At 66.1% G+C, this 24,967-nt stretch carries 24 protein-coding genes; 18 read left to right on the top strand and 6 right to left on the bottom strand.

All coding sequences use genetic code 11. The features are described from left to right. Positions 1-19 precede the first annotated feature (19 nt). The 5 genes from hpaI to KW836_RS15750 all read left to right on the top strand — a co-directional run bounded on the left by hpaI (position 20) and on the right by KW836_RS15750 (position 4,184). A complete protein-coding gene (gene hpaI, locus KW836_RS15730) occupies positions 20-826 on the top strand; it encodes a 4-hydroxy-2-oxoheptanedioate aldolase (RefSeq protein ID WP_218343950.1) in 807 nt (268 codons plus the stop codon). Positions 827-990: 164 nt separating this feature from the next. Beyond that, positions 991-1,380 carry a hypothetical protein gene (locus tag KW836_RS15735; protein WP_175121468.1) on the top strand — a complete coding sequence of 130 codons (390 nt, stop codon included), beginning with the start codon at positions 991-993 and terminating at the stop codon, positions 1,378-1,380. Positions 1,381-1,388: 8 nt separating this feature from the next. Next, positions 1,389-1,610: a hypothetical protein gene (locus KW836_RS15740; RefSeq protein ID WP_056318016.1), complete on the top strand. Its 222-nt coding sequence runs from the start codon at positions 1,389-1,391 to the stop codon at positions 1,608-1,610. Positions 1,611-1,840: 230 nt separating this feature from the next. Continuing rightward, a complete protein-coding gene (locus KW836_RS15745) occupies positions 1,841-3,313 on the top strand; it encodes a hypothetical protein (protein ID WP_175136461.1) in 1,473 nt (490 codons plus the stop codon). Positions 3,314-3,395: 82 nt separating this feature from the next. Further along, complete coding sequence (locus KW836_RS15750) at positions 3,396-4,184, top strand: ProQ/FinO family protein (protein WP_255595761.1); 789 nt, start codon at positions 3,396-3,398, stop codon at positions 4,182-4,184. An 87-nt stretch (positions 4,185-4,271) separates the two neighbouring features. Here KW836_RS15750 and KW836_RS15755 read toward each other — a convergent pair whose 3' ends face one another. The 5 genes from KW836_RS15755 to garD form a co-directional block, all read right to left on the bottom strand. After that, positions 4,272-4,868, bottom strand: a complete 597-nt coding sequence (locus tag KW836_RS15755; RefSeq protein WP_218343952.1) for a DUF4202 domain-containing protein — start codon at positions 4,866-4,868, stop codon at positions 4,272-4,274. 155 nt (positions 4,869-5,023) lie between these two features. Next, positions 5,024-5,389, bottom strand: coding sequence for a hypothetical protein (locus KW836_RS15760; protein ID WP_255595763.1), 366 nt, complete (start codon positions 5,387-5,389; stop codon positions 5,024-5,026). 95 nt (positions 5,390-5,484) lie between these two features. Beyond that, complete coding sequence (locus tag KW836_RS15765) at positions 5,485-6,462, bottom strand: tripartite tricarboxylate transporter substrate binding protein (RefSeq protein WP_175121465.1); 978 nt, start codon at positions 6,460-6,462, stop codon at positions 5,485-5,487. Positions 6,463-6,533: 71 nt separating this feature from the next. Further along, entirely contained in the window at positions 6,534-7,583 is a 1,050-nt protein-coding gene (locus tag KW836_RS15770; RefSeq protein WP_218343953.1) for an SMP-30/gluconolactonase/LRE family protein, read from the bottom strand. 59 nt (positions 7,584-7,642) lie between these two features. Continuing rightward, positions 7,643-9,211, bottom strand: coding sequence for a galactarate dehydratase (gene garD, locus KW836_RS15775; protein WP_175121463.1), 1,569 nt, complete (start codon positions 9,209-9,211; stop codon positions 7,643-7,645). Positions 9,212-9,455: 244 nt separating this feature from the next. Here garD and kdgD (KW836_RS15780) point away from each other — a divergent pair, with 244 nt between their 5' ends. Together kdgD (KW836_RS15780) and KW836_RS15785 are read left to right on the top strand one after the other, a co-directional pair. Continuing rightward, positions 9,456-10,370: a 5-dehydro-4-deoxyglucarate dehydratase gene (kdgD, locus tag KW836_RS15780; protein ID WP_218343955.1), complete on the top strand. Its 915-nt coding sequence runs from the start codon at positions 9,456-9,458 to the stop codon at positions 10,368-10,370. 115 nt (positions 10,371-10,485) lie between these two features. Beyond that, entirely contained in the window at positions 10,486-12,069 is a 1,584-nt protein-coding gene (locus KW836_RS15785) for an aldehyde dehydrogenase (NADP(+)) (protein WP_218343956.1), read from the top strand. Between the two features lie 214 nt (positions 12,070-12,283). On the opposite strand, the gene KW836_RS15790 is transcribed toward KW836_RS15785, so the two are convergent. Further along, positions 12,284-13,270, bottom strand: coding sequence for a tripartite tricarboxylate transporter substrate binding protein (locus KW836_RS15790; protein WP_175121460.1), 987 nt, complete (start codon positions 13,268-13,270; stop codon positions 12,284-12,286). A 275-nt stretch (positions 13,271-13,545) separates the two neighbouring features. Between KW836_RS15790 and kdgD (KW836_RS15795) the strand changes: the two genes are divergently transcribed. The 11 genes from kdgD (KW836_RS15795) to KW836_RS15845 all read left to right on the top strand — a co-directional run bounded on the left by kdgD (KW836_RS15795) (position 13,546) and on the right by KW836_RS15845 (position 24,956). Next, on the top strand, positions 13,546-14,460 hold the full coding sequence (gene kdgD, locus KW836_RS15795) for a 5-dehydro-4-deoxyglucarate dehydratase (RefSeq protein WP_175121459.1): 915 nt from the start codon (positions 13,546-13,548) through the stop codon (positions 14,458-14,460). 263 nt (positions 14,461-14,723) lie between these two features. After that, a complete protein-coding gene (locus KW836_RS15800; RefSeq protein ID WP_175136454.1) occupies positions 14,724-15,449 on the top strand; it encodes a FadR/GntR family transcriptional regulator in 726 nt (241 codons plus the stop codon). Positions 15,450-15,838: 389 nt separating this feature from the next. Next, positions 15,839-16,855, top strand: a complete 1,017-nt coding sequence (locus tag KW836_RS15805) for an amino acid ABC transporter substrate-binding protein (RefSeq protein ID WP_175121457.1) — start codon at positions 15,839-15,841, stop codon at positions 16,853-16,855. A 96-nt stretch (positions 16,856-16,951) separates the two neighbouring features. Then, positions 16,952-18,160: an aminotransferase class I/II-fold pyridoxal phosphate-dependent enzyme gene (locus KW836_RS15810; protein ID WP_175121456.1), complete on the top strand. Its 1,209-nt coding sequence runs from the start codon at positions 16,952-16,954 to the stop codon at positions 18,158-18,160. Between the two features lie 3 nt (positions 18,161-18,163). After that, positions 18,164-19,354 carry an amino acid ABC transporter permease gene (locus tag KW836_RS15815; protein ID WP_254594260.1) on the top strand — a complete coding sequence of 397 codons (1,191 nt, stop codon included), beginning with the start codon at positions 18,164-18,166 and terminating at the stop codon, positions 19,352-19,354. A gap of 1 nt (position 19,355) precedes the next feature. Then, positions 19,356-20,456 (top strand): amino acid ABC transporter permease, encoded by a 1,101-nt coding sequence (locus tag KW836_RS15820; protein WP_218343958.1) that lies wholly within the window; start codon positions 19,356-19,358, stop codon positions 20,454-20,456. Between the two features lie 18 nt (positions 20,457-20,474). Next, positions 20,475-21,215 carry an amino acid ABC transporter ATP-binding protein gene (locus KW836_RS15825; protein ID WP_056318048.1) on the top strand — a complete coding sequence of 247 codons (741 nt, stop codon included), beginning with the start codon at positions 20,475-20,477 and terminating at the stop codon, positions 21,213-21,215. Between the two features lie 292 nt (positions 21,216-21,507). Next, positions 21,508-22,377 (top strand): VOC family protein, encoded by an 870-nt coding sequence (locus tag KW836_RS15830; protein ID WP_218343961.1) that lies wholly within the window; start codon positions 21,508-21,510, stop codon positions 22,375-22,377. 1 nt (position 22,378) lies between these two features. Continuing rightward, on the top strand, positions 22,379-23,488 hold the full coding sequence (locus KW836_RS15835) for a M14 family metallopeptidase (RefSeq protein ID WP_218343964.1): 1,110 nt from the start codon (positions 22,379-22,381) through the stop codon (positions 23,486-23,488). Positions 23,489-23,523: 35 nt separating this feature from the next. Next, complete coding sequence (locus tag KW836_RS15840; protein ID WP_175136450.1) at positions 23,524-24,537, top strand: zinc-binding dehydrogenase; 1,014 nt, start codon at positions 23,524-23,526, stop codon at positions 24,535-24,537. Continuing rightward, on the top strand, positions 24,534-24,956 hold the full coding sequence (locus tag KW836_RS15845) for a PaaI family thioesterase (protein ID WP_218343966.1): 423 nt from the start codon (positions 24,534-24,536) through the stop codon (positions 24,954-24,956). The genes KW836_RS15840 and KW836_RS15845 overlap by 4 nt, the downstream gene beginning before the upstream one ends. Positions 24,957-24,967 lie beyond the last annotated feature (11 nt).

Consider the following 24,967-nt stretch of genomic DNA (forward strand, 5'->3'; position numbering starts at 1 on the left):
ATTTCAGGAACCTTCACGCATGCCTGCACACAACCCCTTCAAGACGGCCCTTGCCGCGCGCCAGGCCCAGGTCGGCCTGTGGCTCTCGATGGCCGACCCCTATCTGGCCGAGGTTTCCGCCACGGCAGGCTTCGATTGGCTGCTGATCGACGGCGAGCACGCCCCGAACGACCTGCGCGGCACCCTGGCCGCCCTGCAGAGCGTCGCGCCCTACCGCGCCCAGCCCGTGGTGCGCGTGGTGGCCGGAGACACCGCACTCATCAAGCAGATGCTGGACATCGGCGCGAAGAACCTGCTGGTGCCGATGGTCGACACCGCCGATCAGGCCCGCGCCCTGGTGGCCGCGACCCGCTATCCGCCGCAAGGCATACGCGGCGTGGGCAGCGCCGTGGGGCGCGCATCTCACTGGAGCGCCCGTCAGGACTACCTGGAAATCGCCGACGACGAGATCTGCCTGCTGGTGCAGGCGGAAACGGTGCAGGCGCTGTCGAACCTGGAGGCGATCTGCGAGGTGCCCGGCGTGGACGGCGTGTTCATCGGGCCGGCCGATCTGGCCGCGTCCATGGGGTATCGCGGGCGGCCCGGGCATCCGGACGTGCAAGCCGCCATCGAGCGCGCCATGCAAGTCATCATCGAACACGGCAAAGCAGCCGGAACCTTGACATCGGACCCCGCGCTGGCGCGCCGTTACCTGGAACTGGGCTGCACCTTCGTGGCGGTAGGCGTTGACGTGCTGCTTTACGCAAATAGCGCCCGCCGGCTGGCGGCAAGCTTCTCTTGCGCGGACCCGAACGCCGCGGCGCCCGCCCCGTCCGCCGCCTATTGAGCATCCCGAAGCGGCCGATCCGTCCTGTAATCCGGTCTTGCATGACCACGCATTCAGGCATAAATTGATCGGTACCGCTTTTCGATCGGCCATCTCGATCCCCCCGCCCGAATCGCGCGCGAAGGTTGTTTTCTATCTTTTGTTCCCCCAACAGGAGCGATGCGATGCGAGTAAAACACCTGCTTGGCCCAGCGACCGTAGCCCTCTCGATGCTTGTCGGGTCGGCTGTCACGGCCGCCCCCTCGGACCCCGCCCCGATCATCACCGGCAAGCACTGGACCGATTCCGACGCCAACCTCAAGAAGGCCTATCTGCTGGGCGTGGCCAATGCGCTTGAGGTTGAACGCGCCTATCAGCAACGCCGGGCCGTGCCGGATACCCAGACGCTGGTGCCCAAGTTCTCCGCGGGCCTTCAGAACCAGACGCTGGACTCGGTGCGCGAGACCATCGACCGCTGGTATGCCGCCAATCCGGGCCAATTGGATCGCCCCGTCATGGAGACGATCTGGTTTGAGATCGTCGTGCCTGCCACCAAGACGAAACGCACCCCCTAGGAGCCGCCATGAAGACTATCCGCACGATAGGCCTGGCCATTGCGATGGCATCGCTGGCCGCATGCACCAACATGACCAAGGAACAGCAAGGCACCGTCACGGGTGGCTTGATGGGCGCCGCGGCGGGCGCCGGCATTGCCGCCATCGCGGGGGGCAGTGCCTGGACCGGGGCCGCCATTGGCGGTGCAGCCGGCGGTATCGCCGGCAACATCCGCGGCGCGAACCAGTAGACAACGCAATCCCGACCTGACCCGTCACCCCCGAACGCCGGCTCGCGTGCAAACGCCAGCCGGCGTTCTTGCGTCTGGGGTCTGCGTGCACGCCCGCGTCCCTGCCCGCACCCCGTCCGCCGCCGTCGTCGTCCACGTTCGCGCCGCCCATCGCCACGGCTACCCGCTGCCGCCATAGACTGATACGCTTTGCGCCGCGACTTCACCCGGGCGATGCGGATGTTTCTTTCATGATGTACCTGCTGTGGTCCCTGCCGGCGCTGACCGTGATCGCCGCGATCGCGAGCGGGCGCGTCAACACGACCATCGCCGCGGCGCTGGGCCTGCTGGCGGCGCTGCCCATCGCCCTGCTCGCCGCGCCCGCGCCGTTCGCGCTGGCGCAACTGGCCGTTGCCCTGGAACGCGGACTCTGGATCGGCTGGATCATCACCCCCTACATCCTCGGCGGCCTGCTGTTCTGGCAGATGGCGGCGCAGGGCGGCATGAGCAAGGGCGCGGCAGGCAATCCGCCGGACGCCATGCGTCTCGAGCCCCTCGCACGGCGCCGGCTGCTCTTCTTCGCCTGTTTCCTGGTCGGTCCGTTTGCCGAGTCTGCCACGGGCTTCGGCGTGGGCATGCTGGGAACGGTGATGCTGATCCGCCCGCTGGGCCTGAAGCCGCGCGAGATCATGGTGTTCGCGCTGCTCAGCCAGACACTCATCCCTTGGGGCGCGATGGGAAGCGGCACGTTGCTGGCCTCGGCCTACGCGCGGGTGCCGGCCACGCAGCTTGCTCTTTACAGCATGGTGCCCGTGGCGCTGCTGATGGGGGTGTGGCTGGCGTTGTACTGGCGCACTGCCGCACGCGCGGCGCTGTCCGCGCCTGTGGCCGAACTGGGGCGTGAAGCGGGCTGGATGGCCGCGAGCCTGGCCTTGCTGACGGCAGCGACCGCACTGCTGGGACCGGAAACGGCGCTGCTGGCAGCCTATGGCCCGCTGATCGTGCTGCGATTCCTGGCGGACCGCAGGCCCGATCGCGGGCAAGCGCTGGACGCCGCACGCCGCGCCCTGCCCTACATCGCCCTCATCGCCTGGCTGGTGGCTACGCGGCTCGTCCCCGGCCTGAATCGCGGCCTTGCCGGCGTGGCCGATTTCAAGCCTTATCCGGACCTGCCGGCCTGGATGCCTTTTCTGCACGCCGGAAGCTGGCTGATCGCGGGCGCGGTCGCCATAGCTGCCTGGCAACGCCACCCGGGCGCGCTGCGGGCTCAGGCACGCGCCGCGTGGATGACAGGACGTCATGCCGTCATGTCCGTCTTTTTGTTCGCAATGATGGCCGAGGTGCTCGCGGGCGCGGGCATTTCCCGGGCGTATGCCGATGGATTATTCTCGAGCCTGCGCGACTGGACTATCCTGATCACGCCGCTTCTAGCCGGCGCGTTCGGCATTCTGGCCAACAGCGGCAATGCGCCGAACAGCCTGTTCATGTCTTCCCAGCTATCATTAGCGCTTCAGGCCGGTCTGAACGTGCCCGCGGCCGCCGCGCTGCTGCACGTCTCGGGCACGTCGATGGGGATTTTTTCGCCGGTCCGGATGTCGATTGCGGCCGGTTTGGCGCATGGACGGGGGCAAGAACGCGGCGTGTATGTTCTACTACTGCCGTTTGCCCTGGCCGCGTTCGGCATCCTGCTGTCGCTGGCGCTGCTCGTGGTCATCTCCGGGTAGAAGTTTTCAGGGCTGCTGAAAGGCCGACAACTGGCGGCGCAGCGGATACGCTCGCCGCCTCAACCTTTTTTTTGTGTAGCACATGGGACTAGAACAATTAGCCGCGATCCGGGAATTGCTTATCAAGCAGTCGCCTGACAAGGCAGGCTCGAAGAACGAATCGCGACCGCAAGGCACGGACAAGCCGCGCCGCCCGCAAGGCGCCGGCAAGGGTCCGCGTCCGCAAGGCGGCGACAAGGCAAAGCGCGCGCAAGGCGGCGACAAGGGCCAGCGTGCGCCACGTCCCGAAAAGCGCGAGACGCCGGTCGATCCCGTGGTCGTCGCCATTTCGCGCCTGCAACGTCACTTTCCCAAGGCTTTCCCCAAGAACCCCGCGCCCAAGCTGCCGCTCAAGCTGGGCGTGCTGGCGGACCTGGTGCAACACGCCGAGCAACTGCAACTCGACGAGGCGCAGATCAAGGAAGCCGTCAAGACCTGGTGCGATGGCCGCCGCTACTGGGCCAGCATGGTCGAGGACGCGCCGCGCGTGGACCTGAACGGCGAACCCGCCGGCGCCGTGACCGCCAACGAAGCGCGTCACGCCAAGCGCATGGCATCTCGCAACGCGTCGCGCAACGCCGCCCGCGCACGGGCCGAGAAAAAGGCGCAGACGGCTGCTGACCAGACCCCGGCGCCGGCTGCTGATGCCGCCCCTGACACGCAACCTGCCGACGTGCCATCCGCTGATGTGAAAGCCGTGGATGTGAAAGCCGCAGAGGTGAAAGCCGCAGAGGTGAAAGCCGCCGACACGAAGGCCGCCGGTGCGACGTCCGCAGACGTCACGCCCACTGACGCCGCCCAGACAGACGTCACGCCCCAAGCGTCCGAATAAGCCCGCCAAAAGCAATTCAGGCCTGCGCCAGGCCGGGACAATGTTTCCCGGTCTGGCGCAGGCCTTTCTGCATTGATGCGGCTGTATCTAGCCTGCCGGCTCCAGCGCCGCCAGCGCCTGCTTGATGTAGCCCATGCCCTTCTCGGAATAGGTCAGCGTCATGGCCTGCTGATGCCCCGCGCCGTCCATCTTCAGCAATGACTTGCGCAGGATCTCGACGATCTTGTCTTCGTGGGCCGGGTAAAAGGCCTCGTACTGGTATTGCAGGAACACCAGGCACAGCGCGTTCTCCATGACCTGCACGTCCGGATCCTGCTTGATGCCCTGCTTCATCAGGATCGCCGCCACGCGCTCGCAATCTGCCTGCGGATAGCCTGCTTCCTCCATGATCTCCTGCGCGATGCCGGCGTGATGCCGTGCCAGCGCCTTGCGCCACGTCAGGTAGCCGATGCGGCCTTCGGGATAGCTGGCGCGTGCGATTTCCCAGCGGCCGATATGCTGGCACCGGGACGCCAGGATCAGCGGTTCGGAAGCATCGGGGGCCAGCTTCATGACCCATTCGTGCAGCTTTTGCGCAAGAAACAGCTCCTGCGGACAGGATTCGCCTTGCCAGGTAAACGTGTTGGGGTCGGCGGCGTTGTAGTCGTCGAAGCGGCGCAGAGTCTGCTGCAGGCGGTCGTTCATGGGGTGTGGTGTCTTCGGAAAGCCCGGCGCGTGTGGGCCGGCGCGGAGATTGACAGGCGCAAGCAGGCCATCATACCTGCGGCCTGGAGCGCCGTGCGTCCACCATGCCGTTTCGTGATCGCCGCCTGGCGACGAATAATGCGCAAGCCCTGCGCCTATCGCGGCAGCGCGGGCGCGGGCGTCAGCGGCCCTATTGGCGTCTGACCCGGCCGGGGCGGCATCGGCGGCAGCCAGGTCCGGGTGGGCGCCTTCAGCCCGGGCTGATCCTGCGGCCGCGTGGGCGTTGCCGCCGGCGACGGATAGCGGGACCCCGGACACGAGGTGCCCAGGCAATCCCGATTGATCTTGCCCGGGTCAACGATGCGCGGGCAATCGGTGCCCAGGCACGTATCCGGCAAGGTGCGGGCCGACGTTGGCGGGGATGGCACCGTCGGAAGCGGATCGCGCGCCAGCGCAGGCGCAGCGGCCAGCGCCGACAACGCACCCAAGGCTCCCAGCACCGCGGCAAACAAAGGTTTCATTGACCGGGCTCCACGGAATCGGTCCAGGCCGAAGCCTGGACGCAATTCCAGTGTGCTCCCGAACCCCGCCCCTAGCAAGGCGGGATCGGCGCCGTTCAATCCAGGCGGATGTCGGTGCTGGCCACGACCTTGGCCCAGCGCGCGCGCTCGCTGCTGAAGAACTGCGCAAGTTCGGCCGGGCTCTTGGTGACGATCTCGGCGCCCTGCTCGTTCAACTGCGCCGTGACGTCCGGCTGGGTGACGATCTGCGCCATCAGCATCTGCAGGCGGGCCGCCACCGGGTCGGTCATGTTGGACGGGGCCATCACGCCTTGCCACGTGCCGGACTCAAAGCCCTTCACGCCCTGCTCGGAGATGGTGGGGATGTCCGGCACCAGCTTCATGCGTTCGCTCTTGGAAATCGCGATCGCGCGCAGCTTGCCGGACTTGATGTGCGGCAGCGTGGCCAGCAGCCCGTTCATGATGATCTGCGTCTGGCCGCCGATGGTGTCGGTGACGGCCTGCGAACCGCCCTTGTACGGCACGTATTCCCACTGCGCGCCCGTGGCCTGCTGAACCGCGACGGCCGCCAGGTGAGGCGCGCTGCCGATCGCGGTGACGGCGAAGTTGATGCGTTCTTTCTTGGACAGCTCGACCAGATCCTGCACGGTCTTGGCCTTCACGTCCGGGTGCACGGCCAGCACGTGCGGCGAATACGCCAGCATACCGACGGCGCGCAGGTCCTTGGACGGATCAAAGGTCAGCTTCGTGTAGACGGACGGGCTGATCGCCAGCGCGCCGACGTCGCACAAGAGGACCGTGTGGCCTTCGTTAGCCGACTGCACCACCAGACCGGCGCCCAGGTTGCCGTTGGCGCCGGGCTTGTTCTCGACGACCACGGTCTGCTTGAGCACTTCTGCCAGCCGGGGCGCCAGGATGCGCGCGATGATGTCCGACGAGCCGCCGGGCGGGTAAGGCACGACGATGCGCACGGGCCGCGTCGGCCATTCCGCCGATTGGGCCCATGCCGGCACCAGGGGCGTCAGGCAAAGCGCCGCGGCGCTGCCCAGGAACTGTCTCTTGCTCGGGTTCATGCTGTCTCCACACTGTTTGGTATGTGTGTTGAAGTGTCCCGCGGCCTGGTGAGGCCGCGGTGGGGATGTGCCTATGACGCGCCGCGGGTCTCCACGTACAGGGCATAGAGCGAATGGCTGCTCGCCATGAAGAGGCGGTTGCGCTTGGCGCCGCCAAAGCAAAGATTGGCGCAGCGTTCCGGCAGGCGGATGTGGCCGATGGCCTTGCCCGCGGGGTTGAACACCATCACGCCGTCCAGGTCCTCGGCTTTGGCGTCGGGCGAGCCGTTGCTGCCCCACCCGCACCACAGGTTGCCGGCCTCGTCGCACTTGATGCCGTCGATGGCGCCGGGTCCCTGCGCGTCGACGTGCAGGCGCTTGTTGGACAGCGCGCCGTCGGCGCCCACGTCGAAGGCCCAGATCACGCGATTGGGCTGGTGACGGGATTCGACGATGTACAGCACCTTCTCGTCGGGCGAGAAACACAGGCCGTTGGGGCCGGCCAGGTCGGCAAGCGCCAGCGTCACACTGCCGCTGCCAGGATCGATGCGATAGACGGAATGCGGCAGCTCGGGCGTGGCCTTGTCGCCTTCCCAGTGCCCGCCGATGCCGAAGGGCGGATCGGTGAACCAGATGGCGCCATTGCGCTGGCACACGATGTCATTGGGCGAATTGAAAGGCTTGCCGTCAAAGCGGTCCGCCAGCACCGTGATGCTGCCGTCGTACTCCGTGCGCGTGACGCGGCGCGTCAGGTGTTCGCAGGCCAGCAGGCGGCCCTGGCGGTCCCGGGCGAGCCCATTGCTGAAATTGGACGGATGGCGGAACACGCTGGTTTGGCCGGTGGTTTCGTCCCAGCGGATGATGCGGTTGTTGGGAATGTCCGAAGCGAGCAGATAACGCCCGTCGCCAAACCACACCGGACCTTCCAGCCAGCGGAAGCCGGTCGCAAGCTGCTCCACGCTGCTGCTGTAGATGCGGTACTTGGCGAATTCCGGGTCCAGGATCCGGACCGAGGGGTCCGGGTAGCGCTGCTGCGGGGTGAAGCTGAAAGACTGCGCGTGCACCAGACTGGCGGGGGCCAGTGCAAGCGCGGCGCCCAGCAGCCGGCGCCGGCCGGCCTGGACTTGCGGGTCAATTTCCATCGGCTGTCTCCTCTCGGTGGTTTTATTCTGCGATGGCGCTACGGACGGATTGGGTCCGATCAGGTCACGGGGCCCGGGTTGAACAGCGCCAAGGCGTTGTGCAGCTTGAGTTTTTCCGCACAGGTCTGCTTCTTGCCGCTGGCCACGTCCAGCATCATCTGAAAGAGCTGCCAGCCCACTTCCTCGATCGAGGCCTGGCCGGTGGCGATGACGCCGGCATCCACGTCCATCAGGTCGTGCCAGCGGCGCGCCAGCGCCGAGCGCGTGGCGACCTTGATGACCGGCACCTGCGCCAGCCCGTAGGGCGTGCCGCGGCCGGTGGTGAATATGTGCAGGTTCATGCCGGCGGCCAGTTGCAGCGTGCCGCAGATGAAGTCGCTGGCGGGCGTGGCCGCAAAGATCAGGCCCTTGCGTGTCAGGCGGTCGCCGGGCGACAGCACGCCATGAATCGGCGAGGAACCCGACTTGACGATCGACCCCATGGCCTTTTCCACAATGTTGGACAGGCCGCCCTTCTTGTTGCCGGGACTGGTGTTGGCGCTGCGGTCGGCCATGCCGCGCTGCAGGTACGCGTCGTACCAGGCCATTTCGCGGATCAGCGCGTCCGCGACTTCGGGCGTTTCGGCGCGGGCAGTCAACTGGTCGATGCCGTCGCGCACCTCGGTGTTCTCGGAGAACATCACCGTGCCGCCTGCGCGCACCAGCAGGTCGGTGGCAAAGCCCACGGCCGGGTTGGCCGTCACGCCGGAAAACGCATCGCTACCGCCGCACTGCACGCCGACGGTCAGGTCCGACACCGGGCAGGTTTCGCGCTGGCGGGCGTTGAGCTTCTGCAGGTGGCGCTCGGCGGTGCGCATGATGAGCTGGATCATCGAATCGAAGCCGATGTTCTCTTCGTCCTGCAGGACGATGGTGTCCACGCCGTCGCCGCCCATGCCCTCGCCGGCGCGGATCGGAATGGCGGTGGGCGCCAGGAGGCGGTCCGGCTGCAACTTTTCACAGCCCAGGCTGACGACCATGGACGTGCCGCCGAAGTTCGGGTTGCGGGCGATGTTGTGCAGCGTGCGGATGGGAATCGCCGCGCCGGGCGCGTCGATGGCTACGCCGCAGCCGTAGGTGTGCTCGATGCCCACCACGTCGTCAACGTTGGGATACAGCGGCAGCAGTTCGCGGCGGATGCGCGCGACCGCGTGCTCGACCACGCCCTGCACGCACTGCACCGTGGTGCTGATGGCAAGAATGTTGCGCGTGCCGACGGTGCCGTCCGCGTTGCGATAGCCCTGGAAGGTGTAGCCCTCGAGCGGCGGCAGCGGCGCAATCCGCGTGGAGACCGGCAGGTCTTCCAGCGTGCGGGCCGTCGGCATCGTGGTGACGCGCTCGTTGATCCAACTGCCACGCGGCAGCGCCTTGGCGGCGTAGCCGACCACCACGTTGTAGCGCCGGACCTCGTCGCCCTCGGCCAGATCGGTCAGGGCAACCTTATGCCCTTGCGGCACGGCGTCGACCAACTGAAGCCCATCGGGCAGAACGGTTCCCGACGGCAATCCGCCATCGTTGGCCACGATGGCGACGTTGTCGTCGGGATGAATCTTGATGAGAACGGGCGCCTGCTCGACTGCAACCTGCATGATGAATCCTTTAGCCTGATGGATGCCCCGCTGCGGGCACCGTACGTTATCGTACAACCAAGAGAATATCGCTGAAAGGCTCTAGAAAGGAATTTCGGGTTTCCCCTTGTAAATGCTGCGCCACATGGGGACACGCCTTGAATCCGGCAAATTGATGTTGTACGATGACTCACCTTTTACCACCGCATCCCGTTCGCAAGCACCTACCTTTCGCCTGCGACGGCCATTTAGGGATGAGCGCAACATGACGACTCCGCAAGAACTCAAGGCCATTGTTTCGGAAGGCTTGCTTTCCTTCCCCGTGACCGACTTCGACCAGAACGGCGATTTCAACGCCAAGAGCTATGCGGCTCGTCTGGAATGGCTGGCCCCCTACGGCGCCACCGCCCTGTTCGCCGCCGGCGGCACCGGTGAGTTCTTCTCGCTGGCTCCCGACGAATACTCCGACGTCATCCGTACCGCCGTGCAGACCTGCAAGGGCAAGGTGCCGATCCTGGCTGGCGCCGGCGGCCCCACCCGCACCGCCATCGCTTACGCACAAGAAGCCGAACGCCAAGGCGCTAAGGGCGTCCTGCTGTTGCCCCACTACCTGACCGAAGCTTCGCAGGACGGCATCGCCGCCCACGTCGAGCAGGTCTGCAAGTCCGTCAACATCGGCGTCATCGTCTACAACCGCGCCCAGTCGCGTCTGTCGGCCGACAGCCTGGCCCGCCTGGCCGACCGCTGCCCCAATCTGGTCGGCTTCAAGGACGGCATCGGCGACATCGAATCGATGGTCCGCATCCGCCGCAAGATGGGCGACCGCTTCTCGTACCTGGGCGGCCTGCCCACCGCCGAAGTCTACGCAGCCGCCTACCGCGCGCTGGGCGTGCCGGTCTACTCGTCGGCCGTCTTCAACTTCGTGCCCAAGATGGCCATGGAGTTCTACAACGCCATTGCCGCCGGCGACAGCGACACCACCAACCGCCTGCTGGACGATTTCTTCCTGCCCTACCTGGAAATCCGCAACCGCAAGGCCGGCTACGCCGTCAGCATCGTCAAGGCCGGCGCCAAGCTGGTCGGCCACGACGCGGGCCCGGTGCGCGCACCGCTGACCGACCTGACCGGCGAAGAAATGGAAATGCTGCAAGCGCTGATCAAGAAGTCCGGCGCCGAGTAATCGGTCCGCACTGACACCTGCTATCTGCCCCCGGTCCGGGGGCATTTTTTTCCCCGGACCCGTCGGGGGCGACAACGCCCATCCTTCGGATCGGCGCCTATTTTTGGAGATGACCATGAACCTGACCGGCCAGATGTTGATCGGCTCGACCGCCGTCCTGGGCGCGGGCGCTGCCCAGCACGCCATCAATCCCGCCACCGGCGAACGCCTGGAACCCGCCTACCCCGCCGGCTCCGCCGACGACGTGTCGCGCGCCGCCGAACTGGCCCGCGCCGCCTTTGACCCGTACCGCGCCCTGCCGCTGGAAACGCGCGCCCAATTCCTGGAAAGCATCGCTGAGAACATCGTGGCCATCGGCGACGCGCTGATCGAACGCGCGCACCAGGAAACCGGTCTGCCCGTCGCCCGCCTGCAAGGCGAGCGCGGCCGTACCGTCGGCCAGCTGCGTCTGTTTGCCCGCGTCGTGCGCGACGGCTATTTCCTGGACGCCACGATCGACCCGGCCCAACCCGAGCGCCAGCCGTTGCCGCGCGCCGACCTGCGCCTGGCCAACGTTCCCCTGGGCCCCGTGGTGGTGTTCGGCGCCAGCAACTTCCCGCTCGCCTTCTCGGTTGCGGGCGGCGACACCGCCTCGGCATTGGCCGCCGGTTGCCCGGTGATCGTCAAGGCGCACAACGCCCACCCCGGCACGTCCGAGCTGGTCGGCCGCGCCATCCAGCAAGCCGTCGCCAAGCACGGTCTGCCGGAAGGCGCGTTCTCGCTGCTGTTTGGCGCCGGCAATGAAATCGGCACGGCACTGGCAACGCACCCGGCCATCACGGCCATCGGCTTCACCGGCTCGCGCCGCGGCGGCCTGGCGCTGGTCGCTGCCGCCAACGCCCGCCCCGTGCCGATTCCCGTCTACGCGGAAATGTCCAGCATCAACCCCGTCTTCCTGCTGCCCGCCGCGCTGGAAGCGCGCGCCGAGACCATCGCCAAGGGCTTCGTGGATTCGCTGTCGATGGGCGTGGGCCAGTTCTGCACGAACCCCGGCCTGGTGATCGGCATCGAAGGTCCGGCGCTGGACCGCTTCCGCCAGGCTGCCGCCGAGGCCGTCAAGGCCAAGGGCGCCGCCACCATGCTGACGCCGGGCATCTTCTCGGCCTATGAGCAAGGCGCGGATGCCCTCGCGCGCCACGCCAGCGTGTCGACGGTCGGCCGCGGGGAACCCTCGAACCCCGCCTGCAACGCCGCCGGCGCCGTGGTGTTCGGCGCCAGCGCCGACCAGTTCCTGGCCTCGCACGAGCTGGAAGCCGAAGTGTTCGGCCCCGCTTCGCTGGTTGTCGCGTGCAAGGACGCCGCGCAGGTCCGCGCCGTGGCCGAGCATCTGGAAGGCCAACTGACCGCGACGCTGTTCGTGGACGACGCCGACCTGGACGACGCCCGCGCCCTGCTGCCGGTACTGGAACGCAAGGCTGGCCGCATCCTGGCCAATGGCTACCCGACCGGCGTGGAAGTCAGCCACGCCATGGTCCACGGCGGCCCCTTCCCGGCCACGTCGAACCCGGCCTCGACGTCGGTGGGCGCCACGGCGATCCGTCGCTTCCTGCGTCCGGTCTGCTACCAGGACCTGCCCGACGGCCTGCTGCCGGAAGGCGTCCAGCGCGGTAACCCGCTGGGTCTGACGCGCATGGTGGACGGCACGCTGGTCAAGGCGTAATGGGTTGACGCCTGGATTACGGGCGTCGCATCAACAAATAGGCCCCGGCGCCGCCCCACGCGGCCCGGGGCCTACGCCATTTCGCGCCCGTGTCAGACACCTATTAAGACGCCCATTGCAAACCCCGCTTCACCCCGTCAAAACTCCAACCCAATAAAAAAACCTGGCGCGAGGATCGACTCCCCGCGCCAGGCTTTCATACTTAACAACGCAATCACTGCGCCTTCAGCTTTCCATCGGCAATGATCTTGGCCCACTTGGCCTGCTCGGCCGCCTGGAATGCCGTGAATTCTGCCGGCGTGTTCGGCGTGTAGGCCAGACCCAGGCCCTGCATCTTGGCGGTGACTTCCGGCTTGGCCACGATCTCGGCGATCGTCTTGTTCAGCTTTTCGACCACGGCCGGCGGCGTGTTGGCCGGGGCGTAGATGGCCTGCCAGCTGCTGACGTCAAAGCCCGGCACGCCGGCTTCCTGCATGGTGGGCACGTCCGGCAGCACGGCGGTGCGCTTGGCGGACGTGACCGCCAGCGCGCGGACCTTGCCGCTTTGCACATACGGCAACGCGACCAGGGCGGTTTCGAACGAGCTGGGGATCTGCCCGCCGATCAGGTCCGAAATAGCCGGCGCGCTGCCGCGGTACGGCACGTGCGTCAGGTGCGCGCCCGTCAGCTGCTTGAACACTTCGCCCGACAAATGCTGCGACGTGCCCTGCCCGGCCGAGCCGAAGGCGATCGTGTCGGGATTGGCCTTGGCGGCGGCAACGACATCCTGCACGCTCTTATAGGGCTGGTTCGCGCCCACCAGCAGCACATTGGAAATGCTGCCCAGCAGGATCACGGGCGAGAAATCCTTGGCCGCGTTGTAGTTGATGCTGGGCAGCAGGGACGGGTTGATGGCGTGCGTGGCGATCGTGCCCAGCAGCAGCGTGTAGCCGTCCGGCTTGGCGCGCGCCACGGCGTCCGCGCCCAGTACGCCACCGGCGCCACCCTTGTTTTCAACGACGACGGTCTGCTTGAGCGTCGTGCCCAGTTCCTGGGCGATCAAGCGCCCCAGAATGTCGGACGTGCCGCCCGCCGCAAACGGAACGACCAGCGTGATGGCCTTCGCAGACGGCCAGTCGTCAGCGGCGTGGACAGGTGCGGCAAAAGCGGTGGCGACGGCCAGGACGGCCGACAGGCGGCTCAACAGGGGGAATGCCTTCAAACTTGTCTCCTAGATATTGGGAATTGTCGCCGTTCTTGTACGTTGTCGTACGACAATGAGCGCTGAGGATAGCGCGGCCGACTTCTCCGTTCAATATAGGGAAATTCCTAGATTCAAAAGATACATTCGGCTTGTTGTACGACAACATTTCTCCCGGGAAGCCGTTGTATGTCCGACTTATATGTTGTACGATGACTGACATCGCGGATCGAACAACGCCGCGGCCACGGCATACCGCCTTTTCAATACCCATTCCTTATATTTGGAAGACAGCCATGACTACTCCCCAGGAACTCAAAGCCATCGTCTCGGAAGGATTGCTCTCCTTCCCCGTGACCGACTTCGACCAGAACGGCGATTTCAACGCCAAGAGCTATGCGGCTCGTCTGGAATGGCTGGCCCCCTACGGCGCCACCGCCCTGTTCGCAGCCGGCGGCACCGGTGAGTTCTTCTCGCTGGCCCCTGATGAATACTCCGACGTCATCCGCACCGCCGTGCAGACCTGCAAGGGCAAGGTGCCGATCCTGGCCGGCGCCGGCGGCCCCACCCGCACCGCCATCGCTTACGCACAAGAAGCCGAGCGCCAAGGCGCCAAGGGCGTCCTGCTGTTGCCCCACTACCTGACCGAAGCCTCGCAGGACGGCATCGCCGCCCACGTCGAGCAGGTCTGCAAGTCGGTCAACATCGGCGTCATCGTCTACAACCGCGCCCAGTCGCGTCTGTCGGCCGACAGCCTGGCCCGCCTGGCTGATCGCTGCCCCAACCTGGTCGGTTTCAAGGACGGCATCGGCGACATCGAATCGATGGTCCGCATCCGCCGCAAGCTGGGCGACCGCTTCTCGTACCTGGGCGGCCTGCCCACCGCTGAAGTCTATGCCGCCGCCTACCGCGCGCTGGGCGTGCCGGTCTACTCGTCGGCCGTCTTCAACTTCGTGCCCAAGATGGCCATGGAGTTCTACAACGCCATCGCCGCCGGCGACAGCGACACCACCAACCGCCTGCTGGACGATTTCTTCCTGCCGTACCTGGAAATCCGCAACCGCAAGGCCGGCTACGCCGTCAGCATCGTCAAGGCCGGCGCCAAGCTGGTCGGCCACGACGCGGGCCCGGTGCGCGCACCGCTGACCGACCTGACCGGCGAAGAAATGGAAATGCTGCACGCGCTGATCAAGAAGTCCGGCGCCGAATAAACCGTCCGCACTTGACCGTGCGCGACTAGACGCCAGAACGCCCTCCGCTGGAGGGCGTTTTGCTTCTTGATGCAAAGAAAAGTTGGCGGATTTCGCCCCGTATGTTGTCATATGGCCCCAGTGCATCCTTGCGGTCGCGTGCGGTTGGCGCGGCCGATCCCATCGGGCCGGACACCCGTGGGGCATCAGAGGACCGCGTACACTTGCGGCTGCGCGCCAGGCCGCCAGCCTCGCCCGCAGCGATTTTCCCTATAAGAGAGACAATGCAAACTCCCGCCCGGCCACCCCGCTCGCGCCTGACCGATTTCGTTATCGAGGAACTGACCAAGCGCCTTGATGGGCGCCAGTACCGCGCCGGCGACAAGCTGCCCTCCGAGCACGCGCTGTGCGACGAATTCGAGGTCAGCCGCACCGTCATCCGCGAAGCCGTGGCTTCCATGCGCCTGAGCGGCCGCCTGGTCAGCAAGCCCGGCATCGGTGTTTTCGTGACCGAAGACCGCGAAAAGCCCATCGATTTTGTCGTCGAACCCGCCACGGATCCACGTTGGGCGCTGCACATCATGGAATTGCGCGCGGGCCTTGAGGTGGAAGCCTGTGGACTGGCGGCAGAGCGCCGCAGCGCGGCGGATCTGAGCGGCATCGTCGAAGCCTTCGACGCCTTCAACCGCGCTACGCGCGACATGGAAGCCGCCGTCAAGGCCGATTATGAATTCCACCTGTCGATCGCCCGCGCGTCGAACAACCCGCATTTTCCGGCCCTGCTGAAGGCGGCGGTGCGCGACGTCATGCTCGATCTGAACATCAAGCACGGCGGCAAGACGCCCGAAGAACTGGAAACGTACGAAATCCGCAACGTACGTGAACACGAAGCGATCCTGACGGCCATCATGCGCCGCGACCCCGGCGCCGCGCGCGCCGCCATGGCCCGCCACCTGGGCGACAGCATCGCGCGGTACCGCAAGCTGCTGTCCCATCCCCCCGCGATTTAAGCCACGCTCGCGTGCCCTCCCGTAATGCCAATTACGGGAATCCCCTTACTTGTTTACTTGTATGACGGCTGCCATCATACGTCTTATTGCATAACGTAATACGACGCGGCTTCAGTACTGCCTGCGTCTTCCGTGACCGTAAGACCTGCCGTACCAGTGCCGCCGATGAGCCCCATTCTTACCCTCCGCAGTACGTACCACCCCTACGCCACGCGCATTCACCGGCGCACCGCCTGACCGGCCACGAGCCGGCGCTTTTCCCCCCAATTCCCGTACCCCGTCCGAATGCGCGACGCACCCTCCCCGGCTTGCCGGGGCGGACCCCGCACGCTTGGCCGTTTTCGACCCCACCGCTTTTCAATCACTTTCGATCCCCAGGAGAAATCTCCATGCGCAAGTTTCTGAGCTCCGCCGTTGCGGCAACCCTGCTGTGCGTCGCGTCTGGCGCACAGGCCGGCGTGACGTTTGACGCCGTCAAGAAAAAGGGCTTCCTGCAGTGCGGCTTTGCCGGCATTCCCGGTTTCTCGGTGCTCGACAGCAAGGGCGAATGGACCGGCCTGGACGTGGACATGTGCCGCGCCGTCGCGGCCGCAATGTTTGGCGATGCCTCCAAGGTCAAGGGCAACGTGCTGACCGCGCAGGCGAAGTTCACGGCGCTGCAATCCGGCGAGATCGACATGCTGTCGCGCAATACCACGCAGACCCTGACCCGCGACACCACGCTGGGCCTGATCGGCGTGGGCGTGAACTTCTATGACGCCCAGGGCCTGATCGTGAAGAAGGCGATGAACGTCAAGAGCGTGAAGGAACTGGACGGCGCCACCATCTGCGTGCAGCCCGGCACCACCACCGAACTGAACCTGGCCGACTACTTCCGCAGCCGCGGCCTGACGTTCAAGCCCGTGCTGGTCGAGAACTACGACGAAAACTTCCGTCTGCTGGAATCGGGCCGCTGCGACGCCTACACCAACGACAAGTCCAATACCGCCGCCAACATGCGCACGCGCCTGGCCAAGCCCGACGACTGGGAAATCCTGACCGAGAACCTGTCCAAGGAACCGCTCGGCCCCATGGTCCGCCAAGGCGACGAGCAGTGGTTCAACGTCGTGCGCTGGTCGCTGAACGCGATGCTGGAAGCCGAGGAATACGGCATCACGTCCAAGAACGTCGATGAAATGTTGAAGAGCACCAACCCGAACGTCCAGCGCATCCTGGGCGTGACGCCGGGCATGGGCAAGAACCTGGGCCTGGACGACAAGTGGGCCTACAACATCATCAAGCAAGTCGGCAATTACGGCGAAAGCTATGACCGCGCCATGGGCAAGGACAGCCCGCTGAAGCTGGACCGCGGCCTGAACAAGCTGTGGACGCAAGGCGGCCTGATGTACGGCTGGCCGGTGCGCTAAGCATCGCTCCCGCGGCTCCGCCCTGTGCGGGGCCGCGCTTCATTTCCCCGGCCTGCGGGCACGCCCGCGCCAGAACACTCTTTACGCAGCAACACCATGAACAGCATCGTCAACGCCCGACTCAAACAGATCAAACCCTCGCCCAGCATGGCCGCCAAGATCGTCGTGGACGAACTCCGCCGCCAGGGCCGCGAGATCGCCGACTACACGCTGGGCGAGCCCGACATGCCCACGCCCGCGCACATCGCGCGCGCCGGCCAGGAAGCCATCGCGGGCGGCGACATCCGCTACACCAGCCCGAACGGCACCGTGGGACTGCGCAAAGCCATCGCCAACAGCCTCGAACAGACCGTGGGCGTGCGCTACGGCATGGACCAGATCACCGTGGGCGCCGGCGCCAAGCAGATCATCGCCGCCGCGCTGACCGCCAGCCTGGAGCCGGGTGACGAAGTGATCGTTTGCGCGCCGTACTGGGTTTCCTATCCGGACATGGTGCTGCTGGGCGAAGGCAAGCCTGTCGTCGTCACCGGCCCCGAGTCGCAAGGCTTCAAGCTGGACGCCGCCACGCTGGAAGCGGCCATCACGCCGCGCACGCGCTGGCTGATCCTGAATTCGCCCAGCAACCCCAGCGGCGCCGTCTACAGCGCCACCGAGCTGCGCGCGCTGACCGACGTGCTGCTGCGCCATCCGCACGTGTGGATTCTGAGCGACGAGATCTACGCGCCCTTCACGTACAGCGGCCAGGCCCACGCCTCGCCCGTGCAGGTCGAACCCAGGCTGGTTGAGCGCACGCTGATCGTCAACGGCATGTCCAAGTCCTACGCCATGACCGGCTGGCGCGTCGGCTACGGCGCCGGCCCTGCCGATTTGATCAAGGCCATGAGCACCGTGATGTCGCAAAGCACCTCGTGCCCTAGCGCGATCTCGCAAGCGGCAGCGCAGGCAGCCCTGGAAGGCGACCAGTCCAGCGTTACGGAAATGGTCGGGATCTTCAAGAAGCGCCGCGACCTCATCGTGAGCCGCCTGAACGCCATCCCCGGCATCTCGTGCGCCATGCCGGACGGCGCGTTCTATGTGTATGCCAACGTGCAGGGCCTGATCGGCAAGAAGGGTCCCGACGGCGAGTTGAAGACGGACCTGGACGTGAGCCTGTTCTTCCTGCGCGAAGCGGGCGTGGCCGTGATCGACGGCGGTTCGTATGGCCTGTCGCCGTACGTGCGCTTCTCGTTCGCGACCTCCACCGAGGTCATCGAGCAAGGCATGGACCGTCTGGCCGTCGCGGTCAGCGCCCTGATGGCGGGCTGAACTGTGGCGCAGCACACCGCTCAACACCCGGTGCAGCGGCCGCCGCGCCGGGTTTCCTGGAACGATCCGGCCACGCGGGCGCTGGTGTACCAGGCGCTGGCCCTGGCGCTCGTCGGGGCCGCCGTCTGGTTCCTGGTCCACAACACGCTGCACAACCTGTCGCTGCGCAACATCGCGACGGGTTTCGGCTTTCTCAACCGCGAGGCCGGCTTTGCCATCGGCGAATCCGTCATCGCCTACACGCCCGCCGACACCTACGGACGCGCCATCTTCGCCGGCATCCTGAACACGCTGCGCGTGGGCCTGCTGGCGCTGATCGCCGCGACCGTCCTGGGCGTCTTCATCGGCATCGGCCGCCTTTCCAAGAACTGGCTGGTCAACAAGATCACCTCGGTGTACGTCGAGGTGATGCGCAACGTGCCGCTGCTGCTGCAGTTGTTCTTCTGGTATGCGCTGATCACCGAGAACATGCCGGGCCCGCGCCAGGCGCATAACCCGCTGCCGGGCGTCTTCATCTCCAACCGCGGCCTCAAGGTGCCGGGGCTGGAAGGCGCATCGCTGGACTGGGTGCTATGCGGACTGGGGCTGGCCATCCTGGCGATCATCGCCGTGGGTCATTGGGCCACCAAGCGCCAGGAAGCGACGGGACAGCCGTTCAAGCTGGGACGCACGGCCATCGGCCTGCTGGTCGCCTTTCCGGTCGTCGGTTGGCTCGCCAGCGGCGCATCGCTGACGCTGGACATGCCCGCGCTCAAGGGCTTCAACTTCGTGGGCGGCCTGACGCTCTCGCCGGAGTTCGTCGCCCTCTTCCTGGGTCTGACCGTCTATACGTCCGCCTTCATCGCCGAAGTTGTGCGCTCGGGCATCCAGGCCGTCAACAACGGCCAGTGGGAAGCCGCCGGTTCGCTGGGTCTGCCGCGCCGGCTGGTGCTGCGCCTGGTGATCCTGCCGCAGGCGTTGCGCGTCATCATCCCGCCGATGACCAGCCAATACCTGAACCTGCTGAAGAACAGCTCGCTGGCGGTGGCCATCGGTTATCCGGACATCGTGTCGGTGGTGAACACCACGCTGAACCAGACGGGCCAGGCCATCGAGGGCATCCTCATCATCATGGCCGCCTATCTCACTGTCAGCCTGTCGATCTCGATATTCATGAACTGGTACAACAAGCGCATCGCGCTGGTGGAGCGTTGAGATGAGCAGCACTACGCAAACCCTGAGCGCCAATGTCGCTCCGCCCGGCGCGCAAACCGGCGCCTGGGCCTGGATGCGGTCGCGCCTGTTCTCCTCGCCGCTCAACATCCTGATCACCGTGCTGCTGGCATGGTGCCTCTTGATGGCCGTGCCGGCGCTGGTGGAATGGGCCTTCATCAAGGCGAGCTTTGACGCCACCAACGCGCAGGAATGCCGCGCCGCGGGCGGCGCCTGCTGGGCGTTCATCGTTGAAAAGCACCGGCTCATCCTGTTCGGCACCTATCCGTTCGACGAGCAATGGCGTCCGCTGATCGCCACCGGCATCCTGATCGCGGTGATCGTGGCCAGCGGCATGCGCCGTTTCTGGAACGGCAAGCTGGCGCTCATCTGGACGCTGGGACTGGCGGCCGTGTCCGTCCTGATGTGGGGCGGCGTGTTGGGCCTGACCTACGTCGAGAACGCCCGTTGGGGCGGCCTGCCGCTGACGCTGATCCTGGCGACCTTCGGCATTGCCTTCGCGTTTCCGATCGGCGTGCTGCTGGCGCTGGGACGCCGCTCGAAAATGCCGGCCATCAAGGCCCTGTGCGTCGTGTACATCGAGCTGATCCGTGGCGTGCCGCTCATCAGCCTGCTGTTCATGTCGTCGGTCATGCTGCCGCTGTTCCTGCCGGAAGGCTTCACCATCGACAAGCTGCTGCGCGCGCAGATCGCGATCATCATGTTTGCCGCGGCGTATATCGCGGAAACGGTGCGCGGCGGCCTGCAGGCGATTCCGAAGGGTCAGTATGAAGGCGCGGATTCGCTGGGCCTGAACTACTGGCAGCAGATGCGCAAGATCATCCTGCCGCAGGCGCTCAAGATCGTGATTCCGCCGCTAGTGGGCATCTTCATCAGCCTGTTCAAGGACACGTCGCTGGTCGTGATCATCGGCATCTTCGATCTGACGCTGGCGGCCAAGGCGGCTCTGTCCGACGCGGCATGGCGAGGTTTCGGGGTGGAGGCCTATCTCTTCATCTCGCTGATCTACTTCGTCTTCTGCTATTCCATGTCCAAATACAGCCGCGCGCTCGAGCAGCGCCTGGCCACCGGGCACGCCCGGTAAACCCGAAGGAGAACAGGCATGTCCGATGCCATCATTCGTCTGCAGGACGTGAACAAGTGGTACGGCCAGTTCCACGTGCTGCGCAACATCAATCTGAACGTCGCTCAGGGCGAGCGCATTGTGGTGTGCGGCCCGTCGGGCTCGGGCAAGTCCACGATGATCCGCTGCATCAACCGGCTGGAGGAACACCAGAAGGGCCAGATCATCGTCGACGGCACCGAGCTGACCAGCGACCTCAAGCACATCGAGACCATCCGCCGCGAAGTCGGCATGGTGTTCCAGCACTTCAATCTGTTCCCGCACCTGACGGTGCTGGAAAACCTGACACTGGGCCCGATGTGGGTGTTGAAGCAGTCGCGCGCCCAGGCTGAGGCCACGGCCATGAAGTACCTGGAGCGCGTCCGCATTCCCGATCAGGCCGCCAAATTCCCCGGCCAGTTGTCCGGCGGGCAGCAGCAGCGCGTGGCGATCGCGCGGTCGCTGTGCATGAACCCGAAGGTCATGCTGTTCGACGAGCCCACGTCAGCGCTGGACCCGGAAATGGTCAAGGAAGTGCTGGACGTGATGGTGACGCTGGCGCAGGAAAGCGGCATGACGATGATCTGCGTGACCCACGAAATGGGTTTTGCGCGCAAGGTGGCGAATCGCGTGATCTTCATGGACCGCGGCGAGATCATCGAGGAAAACAATCCGGACGATTTCTTTGATCATCCGCAGAGCGAACGGACGAAGCTGTTCCTGAGCCAGATCCTGCATTGACGCGCTGAAAAACCGCCAAGCAGTGCTTCAAGCCGCCTTCCTGCAAGGCGGCTTTTTCTTTTGGGGATTGCTTGGCGTCTCCGCAACAAGCGGCCGAAAGAACCAGAACGCGGCGCTGCCGCCCCGCATCCCCCCGGAATGCGTATTAGTGATTTGAATATGCCGCTGCAGCCCCGCTGCGGCCCAGGGGCGCCGAATCAGAAATCAGATATCGACATGAGAATTCAATCGTTCTAGCGCGACGGCGCATCGGCCAGACTGCGTCTTTCTCTAAGCGCATACAGGAATACCGATGTCCCTTCCTTCAGTCACGGGCCTGGACCACTACATCATCCGGGTCAACGACCTGCAGGCGGCGACCGACCGCTACGTCAAGCTGGGTTTCAGCCTGGCCCCGCAGGGCCGGCACCATCGCGGCACGCGCAACCAGACGATCATTCTGGATGCCAACTATCTTGAACTGCTGACGTTCCCCGAAGAACTCAAGGCGCAGTCGCGCTTCGGCGGATTTGACGATGCGTACGAAGGCCCGGTGGCCACTGCCTTGCAGACCACAGACAGCACGGCCGTGCACGCGGAACTGGCGAAGTTGGGCATCGATGCCGAACCGCCCATCAGCGGCGGCCGCCCGGTGCATCTGCCTGAGGGCAGCGAAGACGCGGCCTGGAACAACACTCAGTTTCCCGCTGGCCTGCTTGGCGTGCCCGACTTCTTCACCTGCGGCCATCTGACGCGCCATCTGGTTTACCGCCCCGAATGGCAGGACCACGCCAACGGCGCGCGCCGCATCGAGTCCTTGATCGTCCTGCATCCCGAGCCCCGTTCGCTGCGCGCAGGCTACGGGCGCGTCTTCGGCGCCATCGCGACCAGTGACCTGCCCGACGGCGGTCTGCAGGTGCGGCGCGGAAGCCTGCGCATCGACTTCCTAACGCCCGCCGCGTTCGAGCCGCGCTACCCGCAGGTTCGCGTGCCCACCGGCCTACCCGCCGCGTCGCAGGGCGGATGGTTCGCGGGCTCCGTGATCGGCGTTCGGAATCTGGACAAGACACGCGCGCTGTTTGACGCCAACCAGGTGACGTACCGCGCCAACGCACGCGGCGAACTGGTAGTGGCGCCGGACGACGCCGGCGGCGCGTTGCAGGTCTTCGTGCAGGAGGCGTGACATGAGCCAGCCCCTGCCCGATTACTGGGCCTGCTTTGCCAACGACTATTCCTCCGCGCGGCAGGCTTTCGTCGACGACGCGGCCGCGCGCGGGGCCGCGCTGTTCCGTTATGAACACCCCACGCTCAAGGACCCGCAGGGCGACGCGTTGAGCGTGGACGTCGCGATCCTGGGCCGCCGCGATGCGCCGCGCACGCACCTTGCGATCAGCGGCACCCACGGGCTGGAAGGCGCGGCCGGGTCCGCGGTGCAGCGCGCATGGCTGGCCGCCGACGGCGCGAATCCCCTGCCCGACGACGTGAACGTCGTCCTGGTGCACGCGCTGAACCCGTACGGCTACGCCCACGACACCCGCACCACCGAAAACAACGTCGACCTGAATCGCAACTTCGTCGACCACACGCGGCCCTATCCCGCCAATCCGCATTACGCGACGCTGCATCCCCACCTGATTCCGGCGCAATGGACCGAGGCCACGCACGAGGCCGCCGCGCAGGCGCTGGACACGTTCAAGGCCACACATGGCGCGGATACCCTGTTCAACGTGACGGCCAGCGGCCAGTACACGCATCCGGACGGCCTCGTCTACGGCGGCCAGGGGCCGGAATGGTCCAACCGCACGCTGCGGCGCATTGTGGACGAGCACCTGGCGGCCAGCGAGCGTGTCGCGTTCATCGACTGGCACACCGGCATCGGCGAATACGGCGAGCCCTTCTTCCTGTGCTTCAACGACGAAGACAGCGCCGAGCAAACGCAGGCCGCGCGCTGGTGGGGTACTGAACGCGTGCGCGACCAGCGCCCGCACGGCCTGGCACGCCCCGACTATCAGGGCCTGGTGTTCCGCGGCGTGCAGCAGGCCCTGGGCGATCGTCCGTTGGCCGGCGCGGTCGTCGAATTCGGCACGCGCGGTCTGCAGATGCGGCCCGCGCTGCGGCTGGACCAATGGCTGCGCTTCAAGGCGCCGCAGACGCCCGATGCCGCCCGCGATGCGCAACTGCGCGCGGACCTGGTGGACGCGTTTGTACCGGTATCCAGCGTGTGGCGGCGCAGCGTCGTCTCGCATGGCCTGCACATCACCCGCCAGGCCATCGACGGCGTCGCGGGCTGGTGACTTCCTTTCTCTAAATCCCCTTTTATCTGGCATTCATGAAAGCGATTGTTTTGCGTGAGCACGGCGGCAACGAAAAGCTGCGCCTGGAAACCAACTTCCCCGATCCCGTGGCCGGCCCCGATGACGTGGTGATCCGCGTCAAGGCTTCGTCCCTGAACTACCACGACGTCTTCACCCGCCGCGGCATGCCCGGCATCAAGCTGCCTTTCCCCGTCATCATCGGCCTGGACGTGGCCGGCGAGATCGTGAAGACCGGCGAGAACGTGCGCGACTGGAAGGCCGGCGACCGCGTGCTGGTCGACCCGATCGACCGCGTGGACGGCGGGCTGGTCGGCGAGACCATCCACGGCGGACTGGCCGAACTGTGCCGCGTGCCCGCGCACCAGCTCCTGCGCCTGCCCGACGAAGTCAGCTTCGAGCAGGCCGCCGCGCTGCCGGTGGCCTATGGCACCGCGCTGCGCATGATGAACCGTATCGGCCAGGTGCAGGCCGGCGAAAAGGTGCTGATCCTGGGCGCCAGCGGCGGCGTGGGCGTGTGCGCGGTGCAGCTCGCCAAGCTGGCGGGCGCCGAAGTCATCGCCTGCGCCGGCACGCCGGAGAAAGGCGAGGCGCTGCGCGCGCTGGGCGCCGACCACATCATCCTGTACACCGAGGAAGACTTCCTGAAGGCCGTGCAGGAACGCTTCGGCAAGCCCTCGCGCCGGCGCGGCGGCAAGCCGGGCGGCGTGGACGTGGTGGTGAACTTCACGGGCGGCGACACGTGGGTCAAGTCCCTGCGCTGCCTGCGCCTGGGCGGACGCCTCCTGACCTGCGGCGCGACGGCGGGCTTCGATCCCAAGGAAGACCTGCGCTACATCTGGACGTTCGAGCTGCAGATCCGCGGCTCCAACGGGTGGGACCGCGAGGACCTGCACGAGCTGCTGGCGCTGGTGCGCGATGGCCGTCTGCGCGTCGAAGTGGACCGCGTGTGGCCGCTGGAACAAGGCGCCGAGGCGCTGGCCTCGCTGGAAGATCGCAAGATCGTTGGCAAAGTGCTGGTGGCGTCATGAGCGCGCAGCTGAACGCCGTGGATATCCAGGCCAAGTTCGACGGATCGCCCTTCATTGCGTGGCTGGACCTGTCGGTACGCAATGTCAACCACGAACAGGGTGAACTGACCGTGGTCGCCCCCTTCCGTCCAGAGTTCGAACGCGGCGCGCAGAGCGGCCAATGGCATGGCGGCCCGCTGGCCGCCGTGATCGACACGGTCGGCGCCTTTGCCGTCGGCATGCTGCTTGGACGCGGCCTGCCCACCATCAACTTTCGCGTCGACTATCTGCGCCCTGCCATCAATACCTCGCTGACCGCGGTGGCACGCGTGCGCCGCAACGGCCGCAGCGTGGGTGTGGCCGACGTCGACCTCTACAACGATCAGGGCGCGCTGGTGGCCATCGGCCGCGCCACCTACGCCACGCTCAGCCAGGGCTGAGCCGCGCGCTC

The sequence above is a fragment of the Achromobacter sp. ACM05 genome (assembly GCF_019218915.1).
Classification (GTDB): domain Bacteria; phylum Pseudomonadota; class Gammaproteobacteria; order Burkholderiales; family Burkholderiaceae_B; genus Achromobacter; species Achromobacter animicus.